The 12,033-nt window shown below is 68.7% G+C and carries 13 protein-coding genes and 1 tRNA gene; 8 read left to right on the top strand and 6 right to left on the bottom strand.

Annotation, left to right across the window (positions count from 1 at the left end; genetic code table 11):
• The first annotated feature begins 266 nt into the window (after nucleotides 1-266).
• The 7 genes from rpsF to R3I40_RS10260 all read left to right on the top strand — a co-directional run bounded on the left by rpsF (nucleotide 267) and on the right by R3I40_RS10260 (nucleotide 5,663).
• Nucleotides 267-557 carry a 30S ribosomal protein S6 gene (rpsF, locus tag R3I40_RS10290; protein WP_183377123.1) on the top strand — a complete coding sequence of 97 codons (291 nt, stop codon included), beginning with the start codon at nucleotides 267-269 and terminating at the stop codon, nucleotides 555-557.
• A gap of 45 nt (nucleotides 558-602) precedes the next feature.
• Nucleotides 603-1,205, top strand: a complete 603-nt coding sequence (locus R3I40_RS10285; protein ID WP_239376382.1) for a single-stranded DNA-binding protein — start codon at nucleotides 603-605, stop codon at nucleotides 1,203-1,205.
• A 204-nt stretch (nucleotides 1,206-1,409) separates the two neighbouring features.
• On the top strand, nucleotides 1,410-1,646 hold the full coding sequence (rpsR, locus tag R3I40_RS10280) for a 30S ribosomal protein S18 (RefSeq protein ID WP_183377125.1): 237 nt from the start codon (nucleotides 1,410-1,412) through the stop codon (nucleotides 1,644-1,646).
• A gap of 23 nt (nucleotides 1,647-1,669) precedes the next feature.
• A complete protein-coding gene (rplI, locus tag R3I40_RS10275) occupies nucleotides 1,670-2,143 on the top strand; it encodes a 50S ribosomal protein L9 (protein ID WP_183377126.1) in 474 nt (157 codons plus the stop codon).
• A 572-nt stretch (nucleotides 2,144-2,715) separates the two neighbouring features.
• Nucleotides 2,716-4,272 (top strand): amino acid permease, encoded by a 1,557-nt coding sequence (locus R3I40_RS10270; RefSeq protein ID WP_285261723.1) that lies wholly within the window; start codon nucleotides 2,716-2,718, stop codon nucleotides 4,270-4,272.
• A gap of 133 nt (nucleotides 4,273-4,405) precedes the next feature.
• Nucleotides 4,406-5,365, top strand: a complete 960-nt coding sequence (locus tag R3I40_RS10265; RefSeq protein WP_285261724.1) for a hypothetical protein — start codon at nucleotides 4,406-4,408, stop codon at nucleotides 5,363-5,365.
• A gap of 214 nt (nucleotides 5,366-5,579) precedes the next feature.
• Nucleotides 5,580-5,663: transfer RNA gene (locus R3I40_RS10260), tRNA-Leu, on the top strand.
• 90 nt (nucleotides 5,664-5,753) lie between these two features.
• Here R3I40_RS10260 and R3I40_RS10255 read toward each other — a convergent pair.
• From R3I40_RS10255 to R3I40_RS10230, 6 genes are all read right to left on the bottom strand, one after another.
• Entirely contained in the window at nucleotides 5,754-6,410 is a 657-nt protein-coding gene (locus tag R3I40_RS10255) for a hypothetical protein (RefSeq protein WP_239376374.1), read from the bottom strand.
• Between the two features lie 113 nt (nucleotides 6,411-6,523).
• On the bottom strand, nucleotides 6,524-7,075 hold the full coding sequence (locus R3I40_RS10250) for a hypothetical protein (RefSeq protein ID WP_285261725.1): 552 nt from the start codon (nucleotides 7,073-7,075) through the stop codon (nucleotides 6,524-6,526).
• A 251-nt stretch (nucleotides 7,076-7,326) separates the two neighbouring features.
• Entirely contained in the window at nucleotides 7,327-7,956 is a 630-nt protein-coding gene (locus R3I40_RS10245; protein ID WP_285261726.1) for a hypothetical protein, read from the bottom strand.
• 373 nt (nucleotides 7,957-8,329) lie between these two features.
• Entirely contained in the window at nucleotides 8,330-8,983 is a 654-nt protein-coding gene (locus R3I40_RS10240) for a hypothetical protein (RefSeq protein WP_183377131.1), read from the bottom strand.
• A 221-nt stretch (nucleotides 8,984-9,204) separates the two neighbouring features.
• Complete coding sequence (locus tag R3I40_RS10235) at nucleotides 9,205-9,552, bottom strand: hypothetical protein (protein WP_183377132.1); 348 nt, start codon at nucleotides 9,550-9,552, stop codon at nucleotides 9,205-9,207.
• A 47-nt stretch (nucleotides 9,553-9,599) separates the two neighbouring features.
• Nucleotides 9,600-10,196 carry a hypothetical protein gene (locus tag R3I40_RS10230; protein WP_183377133.1) on the bottom strand — a complete coding sequence of 199 codons (597 nt, stop codon included), beginning with the start codon at nucleotides 10,194-10,196 and terminating at the stop codon, nucleotides 9,600-9,602.
• A 233-nt stretch (nucleotides 10,197-10,429) separates the two neighbouring features.
• Here R3I40_RS10230 and R3I40_RS10225 point away from each other — a divergent pair, with 233 nt between their 5' ends.
• Nucleotides 10,430-12,031: a serine hydrolase domain-containing protein gene (locus R3I40_RS10225; protein ID WP_285261727.1), complete on the top strand. Its 1,602-nt coding sequence runs from the start codon at nucleotides 10,430-10,432 to the stop codon at nucleotides 12,029-12,031.
• Nucleotides 12,032-12,033 lie beyond the last annotated feature (2 nt).

Genomic DNA, 12,033 nt, shown 5'->3' with positions numbered 1-12,033 from the left:
ATCACTGCGCGAAGGCGCCGTCCCTCCCCGGGATCATGGGGACGGGCGGCGCCTTCGCCGTTGCCGGCACCCGTCAGCCCCTGCCGGCGCCCGTCGGCCTCCCCGGTCGCGCGGGTGAGGCTTATGCCACCAGCGATCGCTCTTCTGCCCGGTCGCTGGGCGCGGTAGGGTTGGAGTTCGTGTGGGCGGACCTCGCCCACCAGCATGACCCTCCTGCCACGGAAGGACCGTGGCCGCGATAGACCACAGGAGGTGGGTATACACACATGCGTAACTACGAGATGGTTGTGATCCTGGACCCGTCGATTGACGAGCGCACCGTTGGATCCACGTTCGAGAAGCTTGTGCAGGTCGTCCCCGCTGAGGGCGGCAAGATCGAGAACGTCGATGTCTGGGGCAAGCGCAAGTTCGCCTACGAGATCAACAAGAAGGCCGAGGGCATCTACGTGGTCCTCTCCTTCGTCTCCAAGCCCGAGACCGCTGCCGAGCTCGACCGTCAGCTGGGCCTCAACGAGTCCGTGCTGCGCACCAAGCTGATGCGCACCGACGCCAAGTGATCTAGTCGACCTCCGTACACGAACCTCATCAGGGAAGAGAAGGCAATGGCTGGCGAAACCGTCATCACCGTGGTCGGCAACCTGACCGCGGACCCCGAACTGCGATTCACGAACTCCGGAGTGCCCGTGGCGGGCTTCACCATCGCGTCCACTCCGCGAACCTTCGACCGTCAGGCCGGGGAATGGAAGGACGGCGAAGCCCTCTTCCTGCGCTGCTCCATCTGGCGCGACGCCGCTGAGAACGTCGCCGAGTCCCTCACCAAGGGCACCCGCGTCATCGCTCAGGGCCGCTTGAAGCAGCGTTCCTTCACTGACCGCGACGGCAACAACCGCACCACCATCGAACTCGATGTCGATGAGATCGGTCCGGCTCTGCGCTACGCCACGGCCAAGCCCACCCGCGTTCAGCGCGGCGGTGGCGGCGGCGGCTTCGGCGGCAACCAGGGCGGCGGCTTCGGCGGCGGCCAGGGCGGTCAGCAGGGAGGCTTCGGCGGAGGTCAGGGCGGCTACGGTCAGAACCAGGGCGGCCAGGGCGGCTACGGCAACCAGGGCGGCTACGGTCAGGGCCAGAACCAGGGCGGTCAGGCACCGCAGGACGTCGATCCGTGGGGCGGCTCCGGCGGTGCTGAAGAGCCCCCGCCCTTCTAAGATCCCTCACCGGCCGCACACGCGGCCAGCATGACCTCCACGCGCGGCCGGGACGGCTGCGGCGAGGCGGTCACGGATCCGTCGGCCGGACCTCAGCGGTCCGCCGGCCGGGAAGCCCCGGCGCCCGACGGGTTCACAACCACACCTATTCACCCCATCCCGGGCTGAAACCCCGGGCTCCATGAAAGCTGAAGGAGCACCACGATGGCGAAGCCAGTTCTTCGTAAGCCGAAGAAGAAGCAGAACCCGCTGAAGGCGGCCGGCATCGAGTCGGTCGACTACAAGGACGCTGCACTTCTCCGCAAGTTCATCTCCGACCGCGGCAAGATCCGCGCACGCCGTGTGACCGGCGTGTCCGTCCAGGAGCAGCGCCAGATCGCCAAGGCCGTCAAGAACGCCCGCGAGATCGCTCTTCTGCCCTACTCGACCACCGGTCGCTGATCAGGAAAGGAAGAGACACTCACATGGCAACCACCACGAAGCTCATCCTCACCCACTCGGTCGCCAAGCTCGGCGCTGCCGGCGAGGTCGTCGAGGTCAAGTCCGGCTACGCACGCAACTTCCTGCTGCCGCGCAACCTGGCCACCCCGTGGACCAAGGGCGCACAGCGTCAGATCGAGCAGATGGCCGCTGCACGCTCCAAGCGTGCGATCGCTTCCCTCGAGGACGCACAGGCCCTGCGCGACCTGCTGAAGACCCGCCCGCTGGTCATCGCTGAGCGCGCCGGCGAGTCCGGCCGCCTGTTCGGCGCCGTCACCTCCGGTGAGGTCGCCGACGCCGTCAAGGAGACCTTCGACCGCGAGATCGACCGCCGCACCGTGGCGTTCGACGCTCCGATCAAGACCCTCGGCGAGTACACCGTCACGATCCACCTGCATGACGAGGTCGATGCCAAGGTCATCGTCCAGGTCGTCGCAGCGAAGGGCGCCCGCGCCTGATAGCGACGCTGGTCGCGTGATCGTCTGAGAACCCGCTGGTGGTGGGGCTTCGGCCCCGCTGCTGGCGGGTTCTCGCATGCCTGCGCGCGGGTTCCGCGTCGCGCGGTCGGCGGTTGCCCGTGTCCCCGCTCGGGCCACTGCTCGCGCCTTCGGCTTGAACTTGCGGGGAATCATCCACGCCTGTGCTCCGGGTTGTGAACTTGTGGGGAATCATCCACGCGTGGAGGGCTTCTGAGGTGGATGATTCTTCCCAAGTTCGAGAGGGGGTCTGGAGAGGTGGATGATTCTTCCGAATTTTGGCGATCGCCCTCCCGGGGGCAGGGATGAGCAGTGCGCACGGCGGCAGTGAGCATCGCGGCATCCCGGGGGCAGTGAGCATCGCGGCATCCCGGGGGCAATGAGCATCTGGGTATCCCAGCTGAGGGAAGGGGCGCACATCGCAGATCGGGCCGGTGGTGCCGATGTTGATTCGGCGGAACCAGGGGCCGGCGGCGATTCGGCGGAACCAGGGGGCCGGCGGCGCCTCGGTGGATTCGCCTGCGCCAGCTGTGACCGTGGGGTACTTTGGCCGGATGGACAACGAAGACACCCCCTCGGGCGGCTCCCACTCATCGGGAACCCGCTCATCCCATCCCTCCGCACAGTCCGACCCGCAGCGTCCCGCAGCATCGAGTTCCGGCACCGTCGCCGGCCCCGGCACGGGCAGCACCACCGCAGACCCGGCCGCCGTCGGCCTCTCCCGCACGCTGTCCCACCGCCAGATGGCGATGATCGCGATGGGCTCTGCCCTCGGCACCGGCCTGTTCCTCGGGTCCGGGCAGGCGATCGCCGTGGCCGGACCTGCCGTCATCATCTCGTTCGCGATCGGCTCCGCCATCGCCGCCACCATCGCCCTGACCATGGGTGAGATGGCGTCCCGCTACCCCGTGCGCGGCGGCTTCGGCACCCTCGCCGCCCGGTTCCTGTCCCCGTTCTGGGGCTACCTGGTGCGGTGGCTGTACTGGTTCGTGACCCTGTGCGTGACCGGCGCTGAACTGGTCGCCTGCGCCACCTACCTGCAGTACTGGTTCCCGCAGGTGCACCTCGGGTGGGGCATCCTCGTGTTCGCCGTCGCCGTGATCGCGGTGAACCTCTACAGCGTGAACTCCTTCGGCGTGATCGAGTTCTTCCTGTCATCCATCAAGGTGATCGCGGTGCTCGCGTTCATCATCGTGGGCCTGTTCTTCGTGTTCGTGGGCACGGGCAGCCACCCGGCGCCGGGACTGCAGAACTGGACGAACGACGGCGGTTTCCTGCCCAACGGCATCGGTGCCGTATGGCTGGCGATGAGCATCGTGATGTTCTCCTTCGGCGGCATCGAGCTGCTGAGCGTCTCCGCCGCTGAGGCGAAGAATCCGGCGCGGTCGATCCGCGTGGCGGCCCAGACCACGATCGTGCGGCTCGCGTTCTTCTACGTGATGGCGATCGGCATCGTGGTGGCGCTGGTGCCGTGGCAGTCGGCGGCGCAGGCCGACGGGGTCGAGCAGTCCCCGTTCGTCCGCGTCTTCGACTACGCCGGCATCCCGGGCGCCGCATCCATCACGAACTTCGTGGTGCTGATCGCGGCCCTGAGTGCCGCGAACGCGAACCTGTACGCGTCGAGCCGGATGATGCATTCGCTGTCGGTGGACCGTCTCGGCCCGGCGTTCGCGCGCTACACCACGCGTCGCAATGTGCCGCTGGCGGCGATGAGCCTGACGATCGTGTTCATCGTGGCGGTGGCGATCCTCGCCGCGACCGGGGTCGGCAACATCTTCGGTCTGCTGATGGCGATCGTGGTGTTCTCGGTGACGCTGGTGTGGGCGCTGATCCTCGTCACATACATCGCGTACCGGCCCACGCGCGACGGCCTGGAGACGTTCCACGCCCCCGGCGGCACCGTCATGGCGGTGCTGGGCCTGATCGGGCTGGTCTTCGTGTTCTCGACCGTGGTCGCTGTCGAGTCGATGACGCTCGCGGCGATGCTGGGTGTTCCGGCGGTGGCGCTGATGGCGATCGCGTACGCCGCGGTGTTCCGCAGGCGTGTGGATGCTGCGGAGATCGACGAGTCGTTCGTGGAGGCGGAGCAGGCCCGTACGCTGACGGACTGAAGCCCGGGCCGTGTGCTCGAGAGCAGAAGGAGGCGGGCGCAGCTGTGCCCGCCTCCTTCGTCGCTGTCCTGGGGCGTCCCGTCTACTGTGAGGGTGTCGGCACAGTCGCCGGCATCGCCGAGAGGAGCTCCTGATGACCCCGATCCGTTCCCGCAGCCCGTTCTCGTCCGCCCGGCGCCTCAGCGGCATCACGGCTGGTGCCGGCATCGCCGCGCTGCTGCTCAGCAGCTGCGGCGGTGTCACCCCTGATGGGGAGGGGGCCGACGCGTCCTCCACGTCCACTGACTCCTCCACGTCCGCAGGGCAGGACTCCTCGTCCGATGGCGGGGCCCCGTCGGCCGGTGCGGATGGGACTGCAGCCTCCGACGGCGGTGCGTTCGATGGCGGTGCGTCCGATGGTGGAGCCTCCGGCGGCACATCTGACGCCGGCGGCGCCCATGGCGAGGTGAAGGGCGCTCCCGCGGTGACGCTGGCGCAGCCCGGCCCCACCGGTTTCTTCACCATCGCCGCTGACGACGGCGCGGACACTCTGAGCCCGGAGGAGCTGTCCTCCGGCATCGAATCGTCCCTGCCGGACAGCAGTGGCGCTGAGTGTGACGGCCCGTTGGATCTGACGGACCCGTCGGCCTCCGTGACCTGCCGGGAGAAGGGCGCCCCCGAGGGGAAGGGCGTCCTGACGGTGACGCCGATGGTGACTGCCCGCGCTGATGGTGACGAGACCGGGGGCGCGCTGGTGACAACGGGGACGCCGCTGCAGAGCGAACTCGCACAGCTCGTGGCGGATCGGCAGGATTCGAACCAGCTGACGGTGGTGTCCTTCGGCCAGGGCGGCATGTTCGGCGTGGACCAGGAGGTGCCGAAGGCGGACGTGGAGCAGATCGCGATGAGTGCCCTGGGGAAGGTGGGTCTGGAGAAGGACCTGACGGCGGTGGACTGTGAGGGGCCGCTGTCGCAGTCGCAGAGCGCCACGGCGTGCACGTTCACCACGAAGCACGGCGACACGTGGCAGGGCTACGCTTTCCTGGGCATGACGCCGTCGCAGGACATGGGGCTCACGGTGCTGATCCCCACGGAGGCGTTCCCCGCCGAGTGATCGCGCCGCCGACCGCGGCTGTCGGCCTCCGGGCTGCGGGCCGCGCGCGGGGTGCGGGCCGACGGGTGCTGCCCGCCCGGTGAACGGTCAGAACAATGGCATACGACACATGTGCGGCCTGCGGGTGGCGCCCGAGTGGACCAGTCCCGGGGCGCGCCCTATAGTTGATCATGCTTCGGCGTTGGTCGTGCTTGACACCCGGCTCCGAAGAGACGCGCAAGTGGCGGAATTGGTAGACGCGCACGGTTCAGGTCCGTGTGCCTTCGCGGGCGTGGGGGTTCAAGTCCCCCCTTGCGCACAGATGAGGCCCCGGCCGATCAGCAGATCGGGCCGGGGCCTTCCGCATGTCCGGCAGTGGGAACTGGCCGGTCAGCCGTCTGCGCTGGGATCAGCCCATTGCCTTCATCATGTACTCCATCACCTTGGGCTCCTTCTGGCCGCAGGTCACGAGGGCGGTCATCATCTGCTCCTCGTTGCCGGGCTTGCTTGGCAGGTCCTCGCCCTTGGAGATCGCCACCTTCGACTCATCGGACAGGTGCGGGTAGATCTCTTCGCTGAAGCAGGTGAAGAACCGGTCGAACTGCTCGTCGGTGATGCCGGCTTCCTTCATCTTGCCGAGCGAACCGTCCTCAGCAGAATTCGCCCGCACCTGCTTCACGGTCGAGGCGATGAACTCCTCCTTTGACGGCACGTCCTTCGGATCCACCGTCTTCGCGGACGCATCATCCTTGTCATCGTCAGCGTCAGCGTCATCGTCATCGTCGGCGTCATCGGTGGGGGCGCCGGGGCTGGTCGACGCCTTCGTGTCAGTGGGGCCGCCATCGGATGCGTCGGTGTCATCGCTCGGGTCCGCTGACGCGTCGGAGTTCGCGTCGTCGGTCTTCTCGCTGGGCTTCTCCGGCGGCGCGGTGGTCGCCGGCGACGATGCGGGCTCCGTGGTGCTTTCACCCTCGGTGCTGGAGCTGCCGCAGGCGGCGAGGCTGATGGTGAGCACGGCGGCGGCGCCGACGGATGCCAGACGGGCGGCGATCCTTCGAGTGCGCATGGCACCCTCCTCGTGGTTGATGCCGGGCCCGGTGCCCGGCGCATGGTTCCAGCGTAGAGAGGATGCGGCGTCCCGTCAGCGGGTCGCCGGGTGGAGGAGTGCCCATTGCGCCGTCATTGCGTCACCAGGTCGATGGCGCAGGCGTCGATCGCGTTCTCCACGAGGGTGTTGTCCTCCTCGGAGATGGTGGCGTACTTCTCACTCTCCTTGTTGGAGATGATCTGGAGGGTCTCGTCGGAGATGTCGTCGTAGGTCTTGTCGGCAACGCAGCGCCACATGTCGTCCATGTCCTTCTGCGTCAGGCCGTTCTTCTTCAGCTCCTCCTGCGACGGCGTGAACGTCCGCATCGTCTCCACGAATCCGTCGGTGTACTCCTGCTTGCTGACGGGCCGGGCAGCGCCGCTGTTCGCCGACGCCGACTCGGACGGGGACGCGGCCGGGCTGGAGGGGGACGCGGCGGGGCTGGACGGGGAGTCCGACGGGGACGCGGAATCCGTCGGCTTCTGAGGGGAGGTCGACGCCGGCGCGGGCGACGCCGACGGCGACGGGTCCTCACCACCGGCGGTGAGGGAGCCGATGGCGCCGCAGCCGGTGAGGGAGGCGCACAGCAGCGCACCGGCGGTGAGGAACAGCGCGGAGGAGCGGGGGCGGAAGGGGAGAGTCATGGGGACATCCTGTCGGTGAGTGCCGCGGCGACAGTGCAGCAGCATGGGAGGCCCGCACACACGGGTTGGAATGACAGTACCCCGCCCGGGCAGTGCCGAGCGGGGTACGTGTCCCAACGGGGGCGTCGGCGCCGGTCAGGTGACCGGGCCGATCAGCGGATCGGACCGGGGCCTTCCGCATGTGTGGGTGCGGGACCCGTTGGCGCGCGCTCGCCCTGCCCTTCACGAGGCCAGGCGCGGCAGGAGTCGGGTCATCCCTTCATCTCCTCCATCATGATCTTCAGCATCTCCGGGTCATCCTTCCCGCAGGTGACGAGGGCATTCATCATCACATCGTCCGAAGGCGGTTCGCCCGACGGGGTGTCACCGTTCATTATCGCGACCTTCGCCTCGTCCGACAGGTGCGGGTAGATCTCGTCGCTGAAGCAGGTGAAGAACCGGTCGAACTGCTCGTCGGTAATGCCGGTGGCCTTCATCTCCCCGAGGGCGCCGTCCTCCTCGGCGGCGGTGCGCAGCTGCTTCACCAGGTATGCGGAGAACTCATCCTTGGATGGGACGTCCTTCGGGTCCACCGGGGTTGGGGTGGCCTTGTCAGTGCCGCCGCCCTCGTCGGTGCCGGTGGTGCCGTCGAGGTCGTCACCGCGCGGGGGCTTAGCGCCGGTGGCGCGCTTCCCGTCGGCCGACGCGTCCTTGCGGTCGCCAGCGTCGGCGTCCTCAGCGGGGCTGGTCTCCTTCGGTGGGGAGGTGATGGTCGGCGTCGTCGTCGGCTCCTCCGTGCCCCGGCCTTCGGTGGTGGAGCCGCCGCAGGCGGCCAGGCTGATGGTGAGCACTGCCGCGGCGCCGACGGAGGCCAGACGTGCAGTGAGCGGTCGAGTACGCATCGCGTCCCCCTCTTCTCAGGTGCCGGGCCCACTGCCCGGCGTCTGTCCCCAGCCTAGAGACGGCACGACGGGCAGTCACGCCGACAGCGGGTGCAGGAGTGCCCATGCGGCAGGCCCGTCAGGCTGGTGCCCGCCTGCGGTCAGGAGACCAGTTCGACGGCGCAGGCGTCGATCGCGTTCTCCACCAGGGTGTTGTCGGCGTCCGGGATGGTGGCGATCTTCTCGCCCTCTTCTGCGGCGATGATCGTCCGCGTCTCGACGGGGTCGGGGCCACATGACAGTACCCCGCCCGGGCAGTGCCGAGCGGGGTACGTGTCGCAACGGGGGCGTCGGCGCCGGTCAGGTGACTGGGCCGATCAGCCGGGTGGGGAGATCAGTTGCCGCCCTTGCCGGAGTCCTGGCCGTCACCGGGGGCCTGACCGTCACCGCCGGGTGCCTGGCCCTGGCCGCCCTGGTTCTGCTGGAGGGCCTTGTCCAGGCCGAGCTCCGAGACACAGGTCTGGGTGGCGGTGGCGAGCGCCTGCTGCTCCTCCTGGGTGACCTGCGCCGGGGTCTGCGGATCGCCGGTGGCCAGCGCCGCCTTCACCCCGTCGGACATCTCCGGGAAGGACTTCTCGGCGCTGCACTTCAGGAGGTCATCGACCTGCTTGTCGTTCAGGCCGGCGGCCTTCATCTGGTCCGCCATGCCCTGCGCCTTCATGATCTTGATGAAGCCGTCGGTGTAGTCCTCCTTGGAGGTGGGGCCGGCTGCGGCGCCGCCCGCGTCAGAAGCACCGCCCGCATCGGACGCGCCACCGGCATCCGACGCGCCACCGGCATCAGAGGCGCCGCCGGCATCGGATGCACCCCCGGCGTCAGACGCCCCAGCGTCCTGCGTGGTGTCCGCCGGCTGCGAGGACGACGAGCTCGACTCCGCGGGCTTCTCGTCCTTCTTGTCATCGCCGCACGCAGCCAGGCCGAGGGCCAGCAGGCCCGTAGCGCTCAGCGCGACGATCTTCTTGCCGTGGGTGCGGATGGTGGTGCTCAATTCGGTTCTCTCCTGTATCAGTGGATTGTTCCGGGAACGGGCCGACTGTTCCATGCCAGCCTGACCGTGCCATGAACAGAGTCTGGGCATCTGATCACGCCTCCCGCTGATGCGGGGACGGCCGGACCCCGGGCATAGAAGAACCCGTCGCCTCCCACAGGAAGAGAAAGGGGGAGGCCGACGGGTTCCGAGTTCGTGTCAGTGACCGTCGATGGCCCGGGTCAGCCGATGATCTTGGAGGCGCAGCCGTCGGCCGCCTTCTCCACAGCCTTGTAGTCCTCGTCACTGACCTTGGATTCGCCGTCGCCCTCAGCGATGAGCTTCTGGCCGCGGCTGGAGACGTTCGGCTTCACTTCCTTGGCGATGCAGGTGTAGAACTCGTCGATCTGCTCGTCCGTGATGCCGGACTCCTTGAGCTTGGCGCGGTCGAAGCCTTCGGCGGCCATCATCTTCTCCATGCCCTTGGCGAGCTCCGCCTCGGACGGCTCCGAGCCGCACGCGGCGAGGCTGCCGGCAAGGACGAGGCTGGCGCCCAGGGCGGCGATGGCGCGACGGGTGGTGGTGATCATGATGTTCTCCTTTGGGTTGAGGAGGTGGAAAAAGGGGATGGCCGGGATCAGCCGATGGTCTTGCTCACGCAGGTGTCGATCGCGGAGTTCAGCACCTTCTTCTCCTCCGGGGAAAGCGGGGCGTTGGAGTCACCGTCGGCGATGGCGCGCTTCAGCTTCGGGCTCAGCGACGGGGCGGACTCTTCGACAATGCACGTGAAGTAGTTGTCGATCTTCTCGTCCGAGATGCCGCTCTCCTTGAACTTCTCGCGGGAGTAGCCGGCCTCAGCGGTCATCTTCTCCATGCCCTTGGCCATCTCGTCAGTGCTCGGCTCCTTGTCGGGGTCCGCGGAGGAGTCATCCGTGGTGGGGGCCGCCGGGGTGGTCTCCGCCGGGGTGGTCTCCGCAGGAGTGGTCGCCTCCGGGGTGGACTCCTCAGGAGTCGTCGCCTCGGGAGTCGTCTCCTCCGGCGTGGTCTCTTCGGGGGTGGTCTCTTCGGGGGTGGTCTCTGCCGGGGCGGAGCTCTCCTCCGTGGGCTTGGCGTCGGTGTCCGAGTCCTGGTCGCCGCCGATGCCGAGGGCGCCGCAGCCGCTGAGGCTGAGGGCCAGGACTCCGATGGCGGCAAGAGAGGCGGCGCGGGCACGGGTGCTGCGGATGGTCTTCATGAGGGGCTCCTTATGAATCGGAAGGGCGGTGATGGCTACAACTGTTGCACCACTTGCGATTCCTGCCGATGGGGACATGTGACCCGCGCATGGGTACTTTGGTGAACAGTCGGTGACCAGGAGGTTCGCAGGGCGGCCCCGAACGTGCGGGCGACCTGCCCGAACACCCTGCGGGGCCGGCGTCCCCATGGGAGAATCGTCCCGGTCCATCACCGATGAGCGAAGGAGCCCCCGTGACCGCCACCGCCACCACCGGAACGTCCGCATTTGTCCGCGAGGATGAGGCTCTCTCCCGGGAGGCGGTGCAGTCCGTGGTGGACCAGCTGCCGCAGTGGCTCAGCACCCTCGGGGATCTGCGCCGCCTGTCCGGCCTGCAGGTCGCGATCTGGCACGACGGCGACATCGTCTTCGACTACGCGCAGGGCACCGCCGACCCCGAGACCGGCACCGAGCTGCTGCCCACCCATCGCCTGCGCATCGCTTCGCATTCGAAGATGTTCACCGCCATCACCGTGATGCGGCTCGTGGAGCAGGGCCGCATGCGACTGGACGACGCCGTCGGCGACCTCGTGGACGACCTCGCCGACACCCCTGTCGCCGACCGCACCATCCGCGACCTCCTCTCCCACTCCGCGGGCCTCACCCGCGACAGCTCCGACTCCCGCTGGTGGGCGCTGCAGACCCCGTTCGCGGACCGCGCTCAGCTGATCGAGATCGCGCGCGACGGCGCCGTGGTCGCCGAGGCCGGCATCCACCTGCAGTACTCCAACATCGGCTACGGCTTCCTCGGCCTCGCCATCGAAGCGGTCACCGGCCAGTCGTTCGAGGACGCCGTCACCGACCTCGTCCTCGATCCCGTCACGGCGGAGGTGGAGCGCGACAGCGACCGCACCCTCCACCTGGGCGCCGATCTCCCGGAGGGCGCCGCCGGACCGGAGCAGGCCGACGGGTTCGCGTACGGCCACACGGGCCTCATCCACGGGGACCGCCGCGCTGTTGAGCAGATCAGCACCGGCGCACTCGCCGCCGCCACCGGCTTCTGGGCCACCGCCGCGTCCATCGCCGAGTTCACCGGCCGTGTCTTCACCGACAGCGCTCTGCTCACCGACCGGTCCCGCCGCGAAATGCGCCGCAAGGTGTGGACCCTGCGCGAAGGCGGGCACTACGGTCTCGGTCTCCAGCAGGGCCGCTTCCACGGCTTCACCGCCCTCGCCCACTCCGGTGGATTCCCCACGGGGCTGTCCCGCACCTGGGCAGTGCCCGCGTCGCGCCTGTGCGTCAGCGTCATCGGCACGTCCACGGACTCGCCGTCATCGGAGATCGCCGTCGGCATCCTGGGCCTGCTGGCGCTCGCCGCCGGGCGCCCCGCCCCCGACGCGGACATGTTCGAAAGCGCCGCCGCGGGCGGCGGAGCAGCCGTCGGCCGACCCCGCCCGAAGGAGCTCGCCGACCAGCCCTCCGTCACCATCGGCGGTGAGGAGATGACGGCGGAGCAGGTCGCGGGGATCGTTGAGGGCACGTACAGCGCGGGCTGGGGCCGCACCTGGGTGGCGCGCCTCGGCGACCGCCTGTTCGAGCTGCCCCTGTCCTCCTACGACCCCGCCGCCGGCGCCATCGAACTGGCGGTCACCGGCACCCGCCCGGACGCGATCCTCGACGGTGTCCCGTGCGTGGAGCTCACCACCTGGGGCGACACCGGGTACGGCTCCTACTTCGAGCCCGTTCTCGCTCGCGTCGAGAACGGCCGCTGCACCGGCCTCGTCGACACCGGGCAGGTGGCGGTCCCGAGCGAGGACTTCGAACTGCCCGAGCGGATCCGCGCCCCCAAGGCGTGACG

It is taken from the genome of Helcobacillus massiliensis (assembly GCF_033106145.1).
Classification (GTDB): domain Bacteria; phylum Actinomycetota; class Actinomycetes; order Actinomycetales; family Dermabacteraceae; genus Helcobacillus; species Helcobacillus massiliensis.
Note: the sequence above shows the minus strand (reverse complement) of the source record. Positions and strands in the feature narration are given on the sequence as shown.